At 52.3% G+C, this 19,087-nt stretch carries 13 protein-coding genes; 5 read left to right on the top strand and 8 right to left on the bottom strand.

All coding sequences use genetic code 11. The annotated features are described in order from the left end of the window. Window position 1: 1 nt before the first annotated feature. From H6F94_RS23240 to H6F94_RS23205, 8 genes are all read right to left on the bottom strand, one after another. Window positions 2-208 carry a hypothetical protein gene (locus tag H6F94_RS23240; protein ID WP_190804595.1) on the bottom strand — a complete coding sequence of 69 codons (207 nt, stop codon included), beginning with the start codon at window positions 206-208 and terminating at the stop codon, window positions 2-4. 143 nt (window positions 209-351) lie between these two features. Beyond that, entirely contained in the window at window positions 352-1,563 is a 1,212-nt protein-coding gene (locus H6F94_RS23235) for an ankyrin repeat domain-containing protein (RefSeq protein WP_190804594.1), read from the bottom strand. A gap of 229 nt (window positions 1,564-1,792) precedes the next feature. After that, complete coding sequence (locus H6F94_RS23230) at window positions 1,793-2,977, bottom strand: histidine kinase (RefSeq protein WP_313949360.1); 1,185 nt, start codon at window positions 2,975-2,977, stop codon at window positions 1,793-1,795. Window positions 2,978-3,084: 107 nt separating this feature from the next. Then, the gene (ftsH, locus tag H6F94_RS23225) at window positions 3,085-5,088 is read right to left on the bottom strand and encodes an ATP-dependent zinc metalloprotease FtsH (RefSeq protein WP_242041343.1); all 2,004 of its coding nucleotides are present in this window, start codon (window positions 5,086-5,088) and stop codon (window positions 3,085-3,087) included. Between the two features lie 68 nt (window positions 5,089-5,156). Next, window positions 5,157-6,434 carry an MDR family MFS transporter gene (locus H6F94_RS23220; protein WP_190804593.1) on the bottom strand — a complete coding sequence of 426 codons (1,278 nt, stop codon included), beginning with the start codon at window positions 6,432-6,434 and terminating at the stop codon, window positions 5,157-5,159. 103 nt (window positions 6,435-6,537) lie between these two features. Further along, window positions 6,538-7,356: an ABC transporter ATP-binding protein gene (locus H6F94_RS23215; RefSeq protein ID WP_190804592.1), complete on the bottom strand. Its 819-nt coding sequence runs from the start codon at window positions 7,354-7,356 to the stop codon at window positions 6,538-6,540. Between the two features lie 225 nt (window positions 7,357-7,581). Next, entirely contained in the window at window positions 7,582-8,667 is a 1,086-nt protein-coding gene (locus H6F94_RS23210) for an ABC transporter substrate-binding protein (protein WP_190804591.1), read from the bottom strand. A gap of 464 nt (window positions 8,668-9,131) precedes the next feature. Next, window positions 9,132-10,628, bottom strand: a complete 1,497-nt coding sequence (locus H6F94_RS23205) for a PTPA-CTERM sorting domain-containing protein (RefSeq protein ID WP_190804590.1) — start codon at window positions 10,626-10,628, stop codon at window positions 9,132-9,134. Between the two features lie 1,607 nt (window positions 10,629-12,235). Between H6F94_RS23205 and H6F94_RS23200 the strand changes: the two genes are divergently transcribed. The 5 genes from H6F94_RS23200 to H6F94_RS23180 all read left to right on the top strand — a co-directional run bounded on the left by H6F94_RS23200 (window position 12,236) and on the right by H6F94_RS23180 (window position 19,085). Continuing rightward, window positions 12,236-13,657 carry a pre-peptidase C-terminal domain-containing protein gene (locus tag H6F94_RS23200; protein WP_190804589.1) on the top strand — a complete coding sequence of 474 codons (1,422 nt, stop codon included), beginning with the start codon at window positions 12,236-12,238 and terminating at the stop codon, window positions 13,655-13,657. A gap of 413 nt (window positions 13,658-14,070) precedes the next feature. Next, window positions 14,071-16,293 (top strand): pre-peptidase C-terminal domain-containing protein, encoded by a 2,223-nt coding sequence (locus H6F94_RS23195; protein WP_190804588.1) that lies wholly within the window; start codon window positions 14,071-14,073, stop codon window positions 16,291-16,293. A gap of 324 nt (window positions 16,294-16,617) precedes the next feature. Next, complete coding sequence (locus tag H6F94_RS23190) at window positions 16,618-17,319, top strand: peptidylprolyl isomerase (protein WP_190804587.1); 702 nt, start codon at window positions 16,618-16,620, stop codon at window positions 17,317-17,319. A gap of 328 nt (window positions 17,320-17,647) precedes the next feature. Continuing rightward, window positions 17,648-18,388, top strand: a complete 741-nt coding sequence (locus tag H6F94_RS23185; protein WP_190804586.1) for a hypothetical protein — start codon at window positions 17,648-17,650, stop codon at window positions 18,386-18,388. A gap of 67 nt (window positions 18,389-18,455) precedes the next feature. Continuing rightward, complete coding sequence (locus H6F94_RS23180) at window positions 18,456-19,085, top strand: response regulator (protein ID WP_313949359.1); 630 nt, start codon at window positions 18,456-18,458, stop codon at window positions 19,083-19,085. The last annotated feature ends 2 nt before the right edge of the window (window positions 19,086-19,087 follow it).

Here is a 19,087-nt window from a genome sequence, read left to right as displayed (position 1 = left end):
ATTACCGCCGCATCTGTGTTTGGCTTGGCTGAGGCGACTGGGATGAGGGCTGCAACAGTCGCCAGCCAACATACCCGAGCAACCCAAGCACTAACCAGTTGCCCACAAAAACGACGCTCCAAACCAGCGCTGCCATGGCCGTCAGTAAAGGTTGGCCTGGGGTCTGGTGTGCCTGGTTTGATCCAGAATGATCAGAGGCAGGTGACATCGAATGGGGTGACTGGTTGCCTCAAGTCTAACCAGGTCACCCTGGCCTGAATCTCTAGAGCTTCTCCAAACTGTCCATTGCTGTCTGAGTTATCTTCTAAGCCATCTACTGACCATCTATTGAATAGTGTCAGCTGAGAGGGCTTACTGAACTGCCCCCTTTTGCTTCAGCAGACGGATGAGGCGATAACGGTTGGAGTGGATGGCGTAACCGAGAGGCGTCACACCCTGCTGGTCCCGTGCATTGACCGCCGCACCGCGAGCCAGCAGCAGCTCTGGAACTCCCTTCTGGCCATACTCCGCCCGCGAGCGAACAGCAACATGCAGAGGCGTTAAGCCGTGGTTATCTCTGGCGTTAATTGAGGCACCTTGAGCAATCAGCAACGCAGCGACGTTACGTTGTCCATAACGGGCTGCCTGATGTAAAGGCGTCAGCCCTTGAGGGTCTTTGGCCTCAAGCTGAGCGCCGTGGTCAATCAGTAAGGCGGCTAGCTGCTTCTGACCGCTCCAGCCAGTTGCCGCTGCCAAGTGTAAAGGGGTTAGACCCCGCTTGTCTTGAGCGTTGACGTCAGCCCCTTGCTTCAGGAGCAGAGTGGCTACTGCCAGACTGCTGCTCTCGGCAGCGGTATGCAGAGGTGTGATCGCCTGCCCATTATGACTATTGACCTGCGCCCCTCGTTGCAGCAGCAAGGCAGCAACGGCTTCCTGGTCAAAGCGGGCTGCGATGTTGAGCGGGGTATTCCCTTTGCGGTCAGTGGTATTAACTTGAGCTCCTCGCTGGAGCAGCAGAGCGACGAAGTCTGCATTGCCCTGCTCAGCAGCGAGGTGCAAGGGTGTGAGGCCCTGGCGATCTGTAGCCTCAACCTGAGCACCGTGATTAAGCAAAAACGCTGCAACCCCTGTTTGTCGATGGCGGATTGCCAGATGCAGGGGCGTATTGCCCTGATGATCTCTGGCGTTGACCTGGGCTCCCTCAGCAATCAGTTGAGCGACCAATAGCCGCGCGCCTTGGGTAGTTGCCAGATGCAGGGGCATATCGCCTTCCGCATCGCGAGCGTTGACCTCCGCACCGCGGGCTACTAAGGGAGCAACTCGTTGATCAATGTTGAAGAGAACGGCCCAATGCAACGGTGTATTCCCCTCGTCGTCCCGGGCTTTGACATTCACCTGTTCTAGATAGCTTTCAACTGCTGCTAAACCTCCCCAGTCGTAGAGCACTGGTACAGAGGGAGCTAAGCCTAGAGAAGTCAGGAGCGGATACTTACAGACATTGATCAACGCAGCGGCAGAAGCCAGCGAGATCATTGCCAAGCCAGCCAGATGCCGCGAGGCAGAGAATTGGGCTCGAGACGTCATAACTCGCTGCCTCTCCAAATGGATCCGAACATTCACCAGAGCACAGAAATTTCTGCCTCAGTGACATGGTATATCCACGTAGAAAGGGAAATTATGCAGACTTGAGAAGTCTTGAATTGATCTGGAAACAGATCCCGAAGCAGGTTTGCCTATGTATATGGTGTACGTAGTTGCCTAGCTATTAACGCATTTGCCTGGCCATTAACGCGATAGCCAGGGTTGGGGCAACCTACTGGGTAGAGCGTTTCTGATCAAAGACAGGCAGAGTGAAGTGGAAGGAGCTCCCGCAGCCTGGCACCGAGTCAACCCAAATCTGGCCATAGTGCGCGCGGATAATGCGGCGGCACAGCGACAAGCCAATGCCGTACCCATCCTGGGCCTCATCGCGTTTGAGGCGGAATTGGTCTTCAAAAATTCGCTCTCGGTTTTCCTCTGGAATGCCAGGACCGTTGTCTCCCACACTGATTTGCACTTTCTGAGTGGTTCGATGCATGGCTCGCATCTGAATAGTGCCACCGGCTGGGGTGTACTTGCTGGCGTTGTCGAGCAGATTGATCAGAACTTGCCGAATACGCTCCGTGTCGGCGTAAACCAGGGGCAGATCGGTGGGTAGATCCTCTTCGATGGTTTGCTGCTTACTATCGAAGCGGTTGCGCAGGTGCAATAAAACTTCTTTGCATAAGTGTGTAATGTCAAATTGGCAGGCCGCGATCGTAAACTCTGCACTGGTGCCACGCGCCGCCTGCAAAATATCGGTGATCATGCGGTTCATGGCCTTGGTTTGGGTGCGAGCGTGGCGCACCATCTGGGCCATCAATTGAGGGGTGAGGCGATCACCGCTCAGTTCAATGGTTTCTAGGGCAATCGAAGCGGCGGTCAGAGGATTGCGCAGGTCATGGGCCAGCATCGCCAGGATGCGATCCTTAAAAGCCAACTGCTGCTGCAACTCTTCTTTCTCCTGCTGCAGCCGAAACAACTCATCGGATAGACGCAGAACCTGAGCCGAAGCCGCCAGCGAATCAGCCTCGCGTTTGCCTTGGTCGAGGCTCGCGCCATCGGAGCTGGCTTCAACCAGCTCTTGTTGCCAACGAGGCCACCAGTGCTCAATCTGGTAAACCAGATTATTGCCAGCTAGGGTCTGGCGGGGTGACGGATTGATTTTGACCAGGGCAGGGGTTGCAACTAGCTTGAAGTGTTCGACTAGGTAGGGCTGCTCACAAATGTCGACAACTTCCAATTCCATTTGCAAGCCAGAGCCCAAACGCTCCAACAGTGAGCGGGCTTGCCGGATCAGTTCTTGTGCACCTGGGCGCCGATCAACAAACAGCAGCAACTTCAAGACAGAGTCGGGCTGCTGTCCCACTGCGGATAGCTCTTGCACGCCTGGAGGCAAGGGGAAGGGCGGTTGCGTCAAGGTCTGCCTGGGAGGACGGGATGTCGACAGAAAGGGTAGAAATACTCCTAGAGTAGCTTGTCATCCAGTCAGTTGTTAAGGAAGTCTGAAGCTTTTCTTACAGTCCTTCAGCTGTTGGCAGCGGGTAGGGGCACGGAACGCTTGAGATAGCCCAGCAGATCGGGCCCATCCAGGATTTCCCGCTCCAACAGGTGTTCCGCCATCTCGACTAGCAGGGCTTGGTTTTCACGCAGGGTTGCCACTGCTCGCTGGTGGCAGGCGTCGATGATCTGGCTGACTTCCTGGTCAATGGCCTGAGCAGTTTTCTCACTGACCATGCGGCGCTTTTGCGAGGCTTCGAGAAAGCCCCCTTGGTCCTGCTCGTAGTTCACCGGCCCCAGCTTGCTCATGCCAAATTGGGTGACCATCAAGATGGCAGTCTGAGTTGCCCGCTCAATATCATTGCTGGCCCCAGAGGTGATGCGCCCAAAGGTGACTTCCTCGGCAGCGCGGCCGCCCAGCAGAGTAGTGATGCGCCCCAGCAGTTCTTCCCGTTCCATCAGGAAGCGATCTTCGGTGGGTAACTGTAGGGTGTAGCCCAAGGCGGATGCACCTCGTGGGATGATCGAAATCTTGGTGACAGGATCCGCTCCTGGCATCAGGGCGCCAACAATGGCATGGCCGACTTCGTGGTAAGCCACCACTACCTTCTCGTTAGAGTTCAGTACCCGGCTCTTACGCTCTAAGCCTGCGATTACCCGCTCAATCGCTTCTTCAAAGTCAGTCATCATCACGCCTGAGCGTTGGTTGCGCCCGGCCAGCAAAGTGGCTTCGTTCACCAGGTTGGCTAGATCTGCACCAGCAAAACCGGGGGTGCGAGCCGCAATCTTGGCTAGATCCACGCCCTCTGCTAACTTGACCTCGCGCACATGGACCTTGAGAATCGCCTCCCGCCCCGAGACATCTGGGCGGTCAACCAAGACCTGTCGGTCGAAGCGACCAGCGCGCCGCAGAGCCGGATCCAGGCTCTCAGGGCGGTTGGTAGCTGCCAGCAAAATAATGCCGCTATTGCTGGCGAAGCCATCCATCTGCACCAAGAGTTGGTTCAGGGTTTGCTCGCGCTCTTCATTGCTGCCCAGAGGATTGCCACCCCGGGAGCGACCCAGAGCATCCAGTTCATCAATAAAAACAATGCAGGGTGCTTGTTTTTGCGCCTGAGCAAATAGGTCGCGGACCCGCGCTGAGCCTACGCCGACAAACATCTCGACAAAGTCGGAGCCAGACAGCGCAAAGAAGGGCACTCCCGCCTCACCGGCCACCGCTTTGGCCAGTAGCGTTTTGCCGGTACCAGGGGGGCCAATCAACAACACACCCTTGGGCACTTTGCCGCCGAGCTGGCTGTATCGCTCAGGAAACTTGAGAAAATCAACGACTTCCTGAAGTTCGGCCTTGGCCTCATCTACCCCGGCCACGTCAGAAAAGCGAGTGCGCTGGGCATCGTCTGCTGCATAGAGGCGGGCTTTGCTCTTGCCAATGCTCATCACCCCTGTGCCCCGTCCCTGAGCATTGGTCAGTAGCCAGAAGCCGCCGATCAATAGCAAGGGTGGCACCAGCCAGTTGAGCAGAACCCCAAACCAGTTAACTTCTGGCGGCAACACCCGATATTCCACGTTGTGCTGATCTAGCAGGGCGGGCAAACGCGGGTCCTCAAGGGGCACCGTAACGAAATCTGGCGGTTGGCGACGCTCAGCCCGCAGTGGGTTTGGAGCGGCTGTTGGGGTCGGGACTGGGGTTAATGCTGAGCTTGGCTCTGGGCTAGGCTCTGCGGATGGTGCTGGCCCTGGGCCTGACGTCCCAGAGGGAGCTGTCGCCTGATCATTGGCTGACGTGGTAGGCGAAGCCGAGTCTCTGAAATAGCCTCGGATCAAGCCGTCGGTGATCTCAGTTTCTCGAACCTTGTTGTCCTTGACAGCCTCAATGAACTGGCTGTAGGGAATTGATTTGACTTGAGTGCGTTGGAAGTCACTCAAGCTGTTCACAAATAGGGCAGTTGCCACGCCAAACAGCAGCCAGGAGATCATGGGTGGGCGCTTTTTGGGGGTCTTCGGGCGCGGGGGGGGCGTGGCAGTCATCGCAACAAGAGGCTGGAAAGAACGACTCGCTTCAGCGAGACCTCCAGCCTATCTCAGCAGAACCGGCATCAGGGACGTGTAGAAGAGTAGCCCCGATTCATCGCTTCAGGCAGAATCCGCTGTAATTCCTGCAACCCAAGTAAACCCGCAACCGCGCTCAGCGCCAGTCCCAACCACAACAGATTGGGCCAAGGCTGAGGCCGGTCCAATACAACACCGCCGACAAAGGGCCCCACGGCATAGCCTGCTGCCCAGCACAGGGAATTGATCGACAAGTACACACCACGCAGTTGAGCCGGGGCCAAATCGGCCACCAGCGCTGATGCCGAGGGGTTGTAAGTTACCATGCCGAACGAAGCGAGAACCAGTGCCAGAACGGCCAGGAGCAGCTCGGCAGAGGGCAAGAGCGCACTGACCCAAACTAGACTGAACCCAGCTGCCCACAACAGCAGAGATAACGACAGGGCATCGGTACGGCTCAGGCGATTGAGACGTCGAGCCACGGGGAGTTGAACTACAGCGGCTAGGGCGATGTGCCCGGTAAATAGCAAGCTGATAATCTCTGGCGGAAACTCGATGAAGTTATTGAAATAGAGCGGCAGGCTGCTGCTAATTTGGGCCAGGTAGGTAGTGAATAGGACATTGATCGCGGCAAAGACTAGCAAACTACGATCCTGCAAGGCCACAATCCAGCCTCGTTGACCTGGAGCGGACTCAGACTTCTTGCGGGTCTCCGTGATCGCAAAGTAAACCACGGCGAAGAACACCACAAAGGAAACAGCATCGACCACAAATAGAGTGCGGTAAACCTGATTGAGCGAGCCGCCTGCTCGATGGGCCGCTGACGACATCACTAAGCCGCTAAGGGCCACCCCAATTCCCAGGCCTAAGTTGTCCGCCAGACGCGTGAGGGCGTAGGCTTCATTGCGCTGCTGACGGGTGGTGATATCGGCAATGGCTGCTTCCCCTGCTGGCCAAAATAGTCCTTGCCCGATGCCTGCAATTAGATTGGCAAATACAAAGCTGACAAAGCCGTTGGCGCAGGCAAACAGCAAGGCTCCCGCAGCAGAGATCGCTGTGGACCACAACAAGGTTGGCCGTCTGCCCCAGCGTGGGGAGTCAGCCATTGAGCCACCAACGATGCGACCGCCAACCCCTGACACCGACATTGCCGCTAAACCAACGCCAACCTCGGTGGGGGTCAGTCCAACTTGATTGACAAAGAATATCGCGGCATAAAACAAGGTAAAGCCAGTGCCAGTCTGCGATACCAGTCGCCCAACAAACAAAATCCAAACACGGACATCGAGCTGGGGTAGCCAGCGAAACCACCGGGAGAAGCGCATGCTGCGGCTAACCAACTTGAGAAATCTTGGGCACTCTTGGGCAATTCAGGCAAAAATCCAAAATGCCCTTTAGAGTCTACCGCGCTGGTTCTTTGGGCCTGGTTCAGGACTGGGCGACATCTCGTGAATGGCGAGTGGTTCCACTCGGTAATGGATCTTCCCATACCCCTGCTAAGGAGGCAGAAACCTGTCGGCAATATTGGTTGAACTGCAATGAAGTTCGAAACTCTTCGGTGCGCGGATAGGCCGCCTCAATCGGAATATCTGCTGTGATCCGACCGGGGTGAGCCGCCATTACCACCACTCGATTCGACAAATACACAGCTTCGTAGACATTGTGGGTGACGAACACAATCGTCCAGCGCTTCTGCTGCCACAGTTCTAGTAAGTCGCTATTGAGGCGGCTACGGGTCATCTCGTCAAGGGCGCCGAAGGGCTCGTCCATGAGCAGGGTTGTGGGCCGAGTCACTAGGGCACGGGCAATCGAAACGCGCATTTTCATTCCCCCCGATAACTCCCGAGGATAGGCCCGCTCGAAGCCGCTTAAACCAACCAGCCCAATCGCTTCGCGTACAGCCGTATTCGCAGCCCGACGAGGCACTCGGGCGAGTTCTAGGGGCAAGCGGATATTATCGGCTACTGATGCCCAGGGCATTAGGGCGGCTTCTTGAAAGACGAAGGCCAATTCATGCAATGACGGCTCTGTTACATCCTCTGGCTGCCAACGCTGAATATCGCCTGCGCTCTTCTGCCCCAGCCCGGCAATCAAACGCAAGATCGTGCTTTTGCCGCAACCTGAAGGGCCAACCAGGCTGACAAATTGAGAGCGCCCAATCGTCAAGTTCACGCCCCGAAGCGCAACAGTACCGTTGGCATAGACCTTATCAACGTCACTGAGCTGAATGGCGGGACGTGTATTCATGCGTGAACCTTCAGGCGTTAACCGTAACTGAGAACGACTGAGACCATCTTGGCACTGACTCGCTTGCAGGGCTGATGCGGAGGTTGGCTCAGAAGTCGGTCTCCAGAGCGAGTTCAGGATCCGGCTCGCTCAATGCTTAACCCTTGGGTGACTACCGATTAAGTGCCTACTGAGCCCCTCTTCATTTCGCATCATTTCGTAAGGGCAAGTGGCAAGTTTACGGGCTCAAGATTTGTAGGCGTTTGGTCCCTTATTGATGAAGTCCAGCGTGAAGGCTTGGCGGTAATCCGTTGTAGGTTTGTACACTCCGGCTTGCACCATCGTCTCGAAGAATGACTTCCAGCGCTCTTCGGTCATGGCACCGATTCCCAGCTTTTCGGCATCGCCAGAGCCAACAATGCCGTACTCCTTCAGTTTTTGAAGGCTATAGGCCAATTGCTCATCAGTCATTTCAGGGTTGTCTTTTTTGATTAGCTCATTGCCCGGCGCTGGGTCATTTAGATAGCTGTACCAACCCTTGATTGAAGCATCAACAAATCGCTGTACCAAATCGGAGTTTTTCTCGACTAGATCTTTGCGAGTTTCGATTGTTGTTGCGTAGGGAGTGTAGCCACTATCTGCTAGCAATAGAACTACAGGCTTGAAGCCCCCTTCCTTTTCGACGGCAAAAGGCTCGGATGTGAGGTAACCCTGCTGAACGGAATTCTTATCGACCAGAAAAGGCCCAAGGTTGAAGTTATAAGGACGTTTCTGAGTATCGCTAAAACCGTACTTCACTTTTAAGAAAGGCCAGTAGGTTGTGTTAGCGGCTGAGGAAATCAAAATTGGTTTGCCCTTGAGTTTGGCCAACGTGTCGTTGCCAACTTCGGGATGGGCAATTAAAACCTGAGGGTCTTTTTGAAAAGCTGCGGCAACTGTGACTTTGGGAATGCCTTCTTCAACTGCCTTGATCGCATCGGCTGGATAGCCCATGAAGAAGTCAGTCACACCTCCCATCAACAATTGAGTGCCATTGACCTGAGGGCCCCCCATTTTGATCGTGACTTCCATGCCATGATCTTTGTAAATCCCTGTTGCTACGGCTTGATAAAAGCCTCCGTGCTCAGCTTGGGCATACCAATTCGTGCCAAAACTTACTTTGTCGGGAATGGCCGATGGAGTTGCTGCTGTGCCTGTGCCTGTGGTAGTGGCTGTATTGCCATTAGAACAAGCTGCCAAGAGACCACTACCCAGAGCAAGGGATCCGAATTGGATAAATTTGCGGCGCTTAATACTACCTAGCCGGTGCAAGAGGTGATGAGATTCCTTCATTTAGCTCCCCTGAAATCGGCTGATGGTGAACTGGGATTCACCCCTACGAACATGCTTGATCAACTGGGACACGACTGTAGCTGGTGCTACTGAATCCAGACGCTCACTGTATCAGTTCCAGTTTGACCTTAGATTGAGAATCAAACCTACAGTTAACCAAACGCAGATTACTCTATCAATTTCTACAGCATCTTACAAGCGTTTCTACAGGGACTAAAACCTCTAGGCTCTTTTGTGTTCAACTCTTTTGTACTTGTAAGCATAAGCACGCGACTAGCCTCGGTTGAGAGAGTTGTAGAAATGAAGTCTTAATGCTGGTTTACAAAATTAAGCTGTAGTGCGGATGTCGTGCCCAATAGGGAAAGATGCGCGGACGACCTGAATTACAGCAATTGGCGCGACTCGATTGCTGTCGCGCCAATTGCTCAACTGAGATGCACTAGCTGTCAATCAATTGCTAAGAGCTAGCCAAACGCCACATTGCTCACTGAATTCTCAGCCAGAATCTCATCAGAAGAGCCACGCTTGCGCATAATCCGCCAGCTCAAACCAATGAGGCCAGGTAGTAATGCGGGGGCAGGAATTTCAGTTGCACCTTGTGGATCAGTAGGCACATCAGGTGTTGGGACAGGAGATTGTACGGGCTTGGAAACGATGTCTTTGATCCAGCCTGGAATGAGTTCAAGAACCAGGGGATGATCGCCCACACTGAGATTAATCTCCTGGGGATTTTTGTATGCGGTGATGGGATTAGAGGAGCTGAAAGGTTCGTAGGCAATAGCCTGACCGATCAGACTGTTGAGTGTCAGGGTTACCAATTTGTCCTGAACCAGAAGGTCAGTACCAACCTGCGGCTCCCGGCTGAACGGTGTGTAGCTGGCTACCTCTTGCCAAAGAATTAAGTAGAAGTTGCCATTGCGTTTCTGCAGGAGAGTTTGACTGATGTCGGTGGTATCCCCACCAAGCACATAATCCAAGGATTGCAAGGCAAATTCATCGCCAGGGTCACTGAGTAACTGAATTAGATTCTTGATCGCGTTGAATGCCGGTTTGGGTGAACCATCATTGCGTAGGATCCCGAAATTAGCCTCGCGGTCATTAGGCTTAGACCATTGATCGAGCAATTCATAAGCAAAGGTTCGCTCGATCCCTCGATTAAAGTGCTCAAGGAATAGCCGAGGTAGATATTTGCCCTGTGCCGTTTCAGAAATGGGTCGATCGGAATCAGGGCCGCCCGTGTGGTAACCAGCTTCCGTCGCAATCATCGGTTTGCCTTTGAAGGGTTGCGAGCGCCTTGTAATCTCGTTGTTGAGATGCCCTCCCGATCCTGGGTGGTCAGGGTAGTTGTACGGGTGAAAGTTGCCGTAGTCCACCCAGGGACTCAGGTCGCCGACCAACTCGCTAGCCTCTCCGCCAACAAAGGAAGGGCCAAGAATAGGAATATTGGCTGTGGCTGAGTCGCTTTTGAAGGCGTTGTGCAATTGTTGAGTGTAGTTTCGAACCGTAGGTACCCAGTATGCCGGATCTCGGTTGTCTCGGTTGTTGTCGTACTCGTTAGGCCCCTCAACAGCGGCTTGAGCACTGCCCAATTGTTTGGCAATCGCAACCGTTTGTTGTGGGTCAATATCGGTTCCAGAAATCAATGTGGAGCGAATGCCGATGCTACCTAAATCTTTTAGCCTTTCGTAGTAATCCATGCGCTCGGGCACAACGCCGTCACGAATATGACGGATACCCAATTCCTGCAAACGGGGCCTGACAACCTCGCTGTAGTCCTGAACATAGGGCGTGTTGGTGTAGGTGAAGTGAGTGTTGAAACCGATGGAATCAACAAAGGAATCAGCGCTGCGTGCGCTGATAAGTTCCGCGGCCTGCCCAGGAGTCGCATGCGCCACATAGAGTAGGTTCAAAGTAAGGCCCAGAGTGTAGTTCCGGGTCCGACGTGCGGCTGAATTGTGCATGACAAGCTGCTTCTCGAAGTTCAATTACCTGATCGACTGACGGCACTCGAACCGGCCTGCCCAAGATGTAGCAGCAGGCAGCCGTTTGCTCAGTGTCCGAAGCCAGAGGGACTGAGATTGAGCCTGATATTTTGTTGCCGATGCGATTGACTGTACTCGCTCTTTATCCCCCCTGACCTGCCCGATGAACACCCGAAACAGGGAACACAACACAGGGTACACAGACTGTCAAAACTCCCTCGAAACTCAACCTCGTTGCCAAGCTGCCCATTCTGTTTGAATCAGTTGCTTAAGCGGTTGAGCCTGCGGTAAAGGCACTGGAGTGCTAGTCACAGATGCCGTAACTCTCAGTGGAGAAGTAGCCATAGGAGTGATTTTCTATACCGCAGTTCGTGATAATGACAACTTCCTCCAGCAGGCTATACGAGCACGAGGTATCGGATCCGGACGATTCTTGAATTTGCTTGAACTTTTCAGGATTTGTGAAAAATTAATAGAAAGTCCTGTTTTGCCCTTTGCCCTATTTTGGCTAGTCAGGGTGGTTGCTCGGTGTGTTGGCTCAAAAGCGGCTTTGTTGCTCAAGGTTTATTGATAGTTAAATCAATTGGTTGGTCTGATTAATTACTTTGGATTGGTTGTAGAGTACTATCCAAATCAATTAGATCTTCTGCCTTTGCATCTGCCAGTTTCACTCAAGATAAAAGTGATTTAGACGAAGTTGTTTGGGGCGAGAGCTTTTTGTGTTGGAAATCACACTTTCATATTAATTAAATCTTGGTTTTCCCCTGTTTTGCAGATGAGCCGAGAGTAATGAGTAGCGGTTCGAGTAAACTTCTCAGCTTGAGTGCGAGCAGATTGATGATTAAAGTTATGACTCTCGAACGAGGTCATTGATCATGATTCAGGCCACAACTGAAGAATGGACGGTCTCAATTGCAACTGATGACCCTCCAAGCCAGCCCCAGCGCACTGGAACCAGCTAGACTAAGCACCCATGCAAGCTTACAGCCTTTCTCAACTTTTCTACACCAGTCTCAATTGTTCCCTCAAAAGTCTCTTGAGCCCTTGCCAATGGAGCCTTTCGGGTCTTCCTCCCAAGTTAGTGATTGTCTGCCCGACACAGCATACATACCGTCAACTTTGCAAGCGAGCCCAAGACTTACACGACTGCTTGAATCGAGTCTTTATGTCTAGCAGCTTGGATATTCGCGTTGCGCCCGAGGCTCAGGCGGAGCGCCCTTTACTATGTCCAAGCACAGCAAATCTCAAGAGGTTGCTGGAGCGGGCACAGCGGCGACACCAGGCTCTTTAGTCTTTTATTTCAAGCCTGCCTTAACGCTCTTGTTGTCATTTTAGTAGCTAAGTAATCACTAAAGGTTTGCCCATATGGGCAAACCTCTAGCTTTACAGGTTTAATTGATGAATCTATTACTCCTTCTTGTAATTAGTTGAGTTGTTGTCTGTAAGAGAGATGGCTGTTTTCGGCAAAGCAGTTGGCTGGAAAACTGGCTGCTTTTAGAAGGTGCTGAACCTTATTGTTGAACACAAGCAAGTCAACTAATGACTCGCCGCCCACCAAAAGCTTAGAGTGTTAAAGGGATAGGACGATGACGGATACATATTACAACGCTGGCTCACTCGCTTCTCAGCCCTACTCTAACTCCACCTTTGTTAGTCCGACTTTTAACAGAGATTTCTACCGGTTTAGCGTTGGTACCGCTGGCGGTTTTAATCTCTCTCTAACAGGTATGAGTGCCGATGCTGATATTAGCCTCTATCGCGACAGCAATAATAATGGGGTGTTTGATTCATCGGACACTTATGTCTTAGGCTCCTCAAGGTTCAACAACGCTGACGAATCAATTAACCTCAGCTCTTTGGAAACTGGCAACTATCTAGCAATGGTTTCCCGCTACAGTGGTGATACTAGCAACAACTACACGCTGCGGTTGTCTAACTCTAACCCTAGCAACTTACTACCCACTGAGGTTAATGTAGGCGCGTTGAGTGGCACTCGCACCTTCGCTGATTCTGTTGGCAGTTCCGATACAGCTGATACCTACCGCTTCAGCCTCGGCACCAGCAGCAACTTCAATCTGTCGATGCGCGGTTTGAGCGCTGATGCTGATGTTCGCTTGATCCGGGATGGCAACAGCAATGGCATCATCGATTCTGGCGAGGAAGTGATTCGTGCTGCTCGGGGTGGCAGTGCTGATGAGTCGATTAACCTGCGCTCCTTGACCGCAGGCAGCTACATTGCTCAGGTCTATCAATACAGTGGCAACACGAATTACTCGCTGGACATGTCTACGACGGCAGCCTATACACCCAGCAATTTGGTCTCGACAGAGGTGAATGTTGGGGCGCTAAGCAGCACCCAGACCTTCTCCGACTTGGTTAATGGCAATGACACTGCTGATACCTATCGTTTCAGTCTTGGAGCCTCCAGCAGTTTCAACCTGTCCTTGACAGGAATGAGTGCTGATGCTGATGTCCGCCTGATCCGGGACGGGAACAACAATGGCATCGTTGATTCTGGTGAGGAGCTTGCTCGCTCAGCCCGTGGCGGTGCTGCTGACGACTCAATCAACTTGCGCTCCCTAGCTGCGGGCAGCTATATCGCTCAGGTTTACCAACACAGTGGTGACACCAGCTACAGCTTGAAGATGTCCACCACGTCTCCGAGTAATCTGCTGCCGACTGAGGTGAATGTGGGCGCGCTAAGCGGCACTCGCACTTTCGCCGACGCCGTCAACAACAGCGACACCATCGATACCTATCGCTTTAGCCTGAGTTCTGGTCGCAACGTCAACTTCTCCCTAAGTGGCTTGAGCGCAGATGCGGATATTCGCTTGGTTCGGGACGGCAACAACAATGGCATTCTCGATTCGGGTGAAGTCTTGGGTCAGTCTGCCCGGGCAGGCAGTGTTGCAGAGTCGATCAATACCTTCTTGTCATCGGGCAACTATATTGCTGAGGTCTATCAATTTAGCGGCGATACCAACTACACGCTCAGCCTGTCTGCCTAGCAATCTACGCCAGATTGCTTCTCTCTAAATCCTCTCTGATTAACTTGTGGCGCTTGGGTTAGTTTTTCTAGCTCAAGCGCCTTTTTTGATCAGGTCAGTTTTGATCGGGTCAGTTTTGATTGGGTCAGTGACGACGCTCACACTATTGCTGAGCTTATCTGCGTAGTTATCTAAGCCAAACTTATCTGCGTAGTTGTCTAAGCCAAGTCGCTGTAGTTATCTACGCCAGGCTTGTGTGCGTAGTTGTTTAGGCCAAGTCGCTCTTCTAACTTAGATGCTTTCCCCAGTAGATTAAGGCTTAGGAAGAACGGTTGGTTCGCAGCAAAGACTTACCAAACAAGTTCATCCAAGTTAATTAAACCGTGGGCTCATCCCAAGCAAAAACGGCTCAGTGTTAGAGGAGAGGCAGGCAAATGTTAAACGAATTGCACACACAAGATTCTAATAACGGACTTAACGCAACTCTTAATTTGTCTCCTCTCCAGACCGGGATCTCTGGGCTCGATAGTAACTCAGCGACAGAATTAGGCTTGTTCTCTTCCCAGCGCGCCAGTACAAGAGACGCTGTAGGCTTTAGCTCCATTAGCCTGCTCGATCAAAATGTTGACAACGCTGAGCTAATCAATTCCAACTTAGCTGGTCAGTCCTGGGACAGCTTAACCAATGGCTACGCTAGCCAAACTGCTAGCCTGTCTACCTCGGGAGCTAACAGAGATGGCCTGACCGGTCTTAGCTCTGAAGCGACGATTGTCGGTGATGCAGCGCAAGGTTTACGCGCTGAGCCTAGCCTGACTGTTGGCGCTGCCTCAGCCTTAAGCGACGGCAATGACAGCTTGGCGACGGCCCTTAACTTTGGTAAGCAGAGCCATGGCGCTACTAAAAACCGGAACGACTTGGTCGATAGCAGTGACCCGATCGACTATTACCGGTTTCGCCTGACTCGTGCTAGCGGTATCAAAATCTCTCTCAAGGGCTTAACGGCAGACGCTGACCTGCACCTGATCAATGGTAGCGGTGTAGAAATTGCCCGGTCGGTTCGGGGTGGAACACTGGCTGAAGCAATTGGCCACCGTGGCTTAGAAGCAGGCACCTACTACATTCAAGTCAATGCCTGCGCTGATGCTCAGACCGGTTACCAGTTGAACCTGCAAACTAGCGCTCCTGATGCCGGTAATCATCGGGGCTCTGCTTCACACTTTGGTTCCTTCTCTAGCCACAATCGTGTTTGGAATGAGTCCATCGGTAGCAAAGACGTTAATGATTTCTACCGCTTCGACCTACTACAACGCGGTAGCGTTAATCTTGCGCTCACCAAGCTGAGGGCAGATGCGGATCTGCGTCTGCTTGGCAGCAACGGTGGCGAGATAGCCCGCTCAGTTAAGGGTGGCTCCTTAGCTGAGTCAATCAACCGCAATCTGGATGCCGGTACCTACTACATCCGGGTGAACTCTTTCGGTAGCACCAAAACGGGTTACAACATCAGGCTCGCTACGAATGCCTCGGCTGCAAATGTTTCAGCTACGAGTGCTCCAACTGATGATTGGTTTAGCCAGAACCTGCTAGACACAGGCGTTATCAATCAGACCCGGACCTTAGCCTCAGATGGTCAGCTCAATCGCAATGACATGCTGGCTCTGTTTCGCAACATAGAAGACGGCTCAGTTATTGATGCCAACGAGCGAACTGACTTACAAACTCTGGTCAACAACAGCGCTCGCTTCAATCTGACTGAGCCAGTGCGTTGGCTCACTAACCAAGTGGCTGTAGGCACCAGTGCCAATATGTCAGCTAACCAGTTCGAGTCTAATTTAGTCGGACGCTGGTTCTTGGGCACAGTAGCACCGACCGCTCAGTTTAATCAGACAGCACTGATCTATAGCCACGTTCAGGGCAGTTTGTTCGGCAGTGCAGGTCAGGCGCAAATCGGCGATATCGACCAGGGACAGTTGGGCGATTGTGCCTTCCTCGCGGCTCTGGCAGCAACCTTCACGCCTGCCAATGCTGGCGGTAACAGCGTGAGTGCTGTGATCAACAACATGATCACAGACAACGGAGACAGCACCTACACCATGCGCTTCTTCTCTAATGGCAGCGCTGAGTATACAACGGTCGATCGCCGCCTAGCGACTCTCAACGGCAACCTGTTCGGCGCTAGCGCGAACGGGAGCGTGAATCCTAACTATGTGGCCAACGTACTTTGGGCTCCCTTGGTAGAACGCGCCTATGCTCAGTGGCGGGAATGGCACGAAGGCCAACCGGGTTATAACTTGATTGGCAATGGTGATCACCCCTTCAACTCCCTGAGCTACGTTACTGGTCGCCCAACTGCCCAGTTTGGTGCCCAAGGGTCAGCTGGCAGCTTTGAGAGTGTCTCATTCAACCAAATTGCGATGGCGCTTCAGTCTAACCAAGCCGTAGAACTGGGCCGTTACAACCCTAATTCGACGACCAGCATTATGGGTGGCCACGCCTATACACTGACCAATGCCTACAGCAGCAACGGTCAACAACGAATCGTTGTTCGCAATCCCTGGGGCACCGATGGCCGAGCTGCCAGTGGTGATGCTAATGATGGTTATATTGACCTGTCGTTCGCTGAATTTAGAAGCAGCTTCGACTCCATTACCTTTGCTTAATTTGAAGGAATAACCTGAGCCTGAGCTAAAGCCTTCCCTTCCTGCAAAACCGCACCCGCTCGAAAGGTTGTCAATTCGAGCGGGTTTTCTAAATGAGGGCTTGAATGGATTGCTTGGGGGTGTATTGCTTGGGCATACATTTTTTGGACGTGCATTTCTCGGTCATGGCGCTTACTCTTTTCGGCTAAACCTGTGTTCGGTTTTGGCAATTAAGTTGACAGAAAGAGTCCCTGCGCTCATTGGGCTTCTCTCCTAAGATTTGGATCATCAAACAAAGTTTGCTGGCGCTGAAGTCAACACAGCGTAACTAGGAGAGCCTGTACCATGACTGCTGTTCTACAAGTCAAAGATCAAGTTGTAACCTCCGAGCAAATTGTTGGTTTACTCGATCGCTATCAATTATTACCCCGCTTACTGCGCGAACTTGTGATTGATCAGGCTATTGCTTCGATTGAATGTACGTCTGAGGAAATTGGGCTCGCTTGTCAACGGGTGCGAGAGCAACACCAGCGTAACCAGCCCCCCGTTGAACCGTCTGGAAATCTGGATGCTTTAGTGACGCGGGATCTAAAAATTCAGAAGCTGAAGCAGATTGTTGGTGGCAACAAGCTAGAGTCATACTTCCTTAAGCGCAAGAGTCAGTTGGATCAAGTTATTTATTCGCTCATCCGCACTCAAGATGTAGGGGTTGCAGATGAGCTTTACTTCCGCATCCAGGCTGGTGAACAATCTTTTGCCGAGCTAGCCCGAGAGTATTCGCAAGGACCAGAGGCTAAAACCAGAGGTCTAGTGGGGCCAGTTGAGCTGGGAGGCTATCATCCGACCCTGGCTCGGTTGCTAACTGTGGGACGACCCGGTCAGCTGTGGCCACCCACTGCGGTGGGCAATTGGCTTGTGATCGTGCGTTTAGAGCAACGGCTTCCCGCTCAACTGGATGAGGCCACGAGGCAACGCCTACTAGATGAATTATTAGAGAGCTGGCTACAGGAGCAGTTAAGCGAGCTGGGAACGGTGACTACTGGGTGAAGCCTGCAACCGATACTCTTGTAGTGTTTGGCATAGTACTTGGCAATCATCAGGGCAAGTTTGTGCCACCACCTTAGGTTCGCGCCAGTTCTGAGATACGAGGTGGGGTTATAGCGTACAGGCGCAAAATTCCATTGCAGTTTTCGGCAAGGAAAATGGCGTAATAGTACAGAGAGCTCGTCTGCTTTTGGCAAATAGGCTGTCATAAACCAGAAGCTAGGACCTGATAGGGGTAAGCTAGCGTAGAAGAGAATCTTAGACTGCTCGATGCTCTAGCAGCAGAGCGATTCAGGCGCCTCTTTGAGTCTTGACCTCTTTTAGTTTTCCTGTGCTTTCCCTTCTTCGTCCGGCAGTCATCGCTTCAGTGGTTGGCATTATGGGCTCGCTGTGGCTGATCTGGTCATATTTTCAAACTCAACATGCTGTCAAATGGTGGTCTCGGAAGCAGTCGAGCCAGTTATTCCATGAGGCAGAAAAAATCCGGGATGGGTTGTTGCAGGAAACCTTCACCATGCGACGACGTTTAGAACTGTCTCTAGTAGATGAAACGGGCATCTCAGCGAGCCATCAGCAGAATTGGTTGACCAAGCTGGACGATTGGCACAGCTATCTCAGAAAGCTTAGCGATCATTTATCTCCCGCTTATATTGAGGATAGTTTGCCGCTGGCGATTCATAGTCTAATAGAGCCCTGGCAAGCGAGTTATCCTCAGCTTAATTTCACATCAGAGTTGCCGCCTAGTTGGCATCCTGAGTCAGCTGATTTAAGTATTGTAGTTTTAAGAATGTTGGATGAACTGCTACAACTCAATGCCGTAGAAGCTAGCTTGGTTCATATTGGCTTGCAAGCGCAGCGTTCACTTTGGAACCAGGCAATCAGTGAGCTGAGTGTACAGTTTGTTTATCCGGATGCTGCCGCTCTCATTTCCTGTTATGCTTCCAGGGACAGGGAGTATCTTGGTCGCGCTTTTCGCTTCTTAGCGTCAGGACAGTGCTACCACCACAAAAAGAATCTCACGGTGGTTTGGTACTTCCGTTGGTCACCGCAAACAGATGGATCCCAAAAATAGGTTAGAAGCTGTAGGGATATCGATGATGAGTCAAGCATTATCAGAGCCAGGGACACGAAAGATCCTTGTGGTCGACGATCACGAATCGGTCCTCAGTGGTACTTTAGACGTGCTTCGACGCCACTACCCAGAAGCAGATATTTTAACTGCCCAAACTGCTCAAGAGGCTCAGAATCAAGCAGAAAAATTCCAGCCTGGGTTGGTCGTTATGGATCTTTCCATGCCAGAGCTTGCGGGTGGTTCTGCACGCACTGATACGGGCATTCAACTATTAAGAACGTTGATGAAGAATTACCCAGCGCTCAACATTGTGGTGCAAAGTGCCCACATTCGTTCGTTGGTGCGTTTGCGGCCTCTGATTGATGCCCATGAAGGTGGCTTTACTGTTGCTGATAAAAGTCTGCCCATTAAGGAAATGCTCACTCGAGTTGATTGGGCTTTGCAAGGTTTAATCTATACGCCAAAGGAAATGCGAACAGGCGTAGAAGTGAAGCCTGAGTGGCTGGAAGTGCTCAATCTAGCCTTTCGCGAGGGTTTACAGGACAAGACCATAGCCGAACGCATGTGTGTTTCAGAGCGCACTGTACGCCACTACTGGACAAAAATCCAGGATGTGTTGGATGTTTATCCTGATGCTGGCAAAAACATTCGCATCCAGACAGAAATGCGGGCTAGAGAAGAGGGGTTGATCGACTAAGG

It is taken from the genome of Leptolyngbya sp. FACHB-261 (assembly GCF_014696065.1).
Taxonomy (GTDB): Bacteria; Cyanobacteriota; Cyanobacteriia; order FACHB-261; family FACHB-261; genus FACHB-261.
This window is presented reverse-complemented; position numbering and strand designations above follow the sequence as displayed.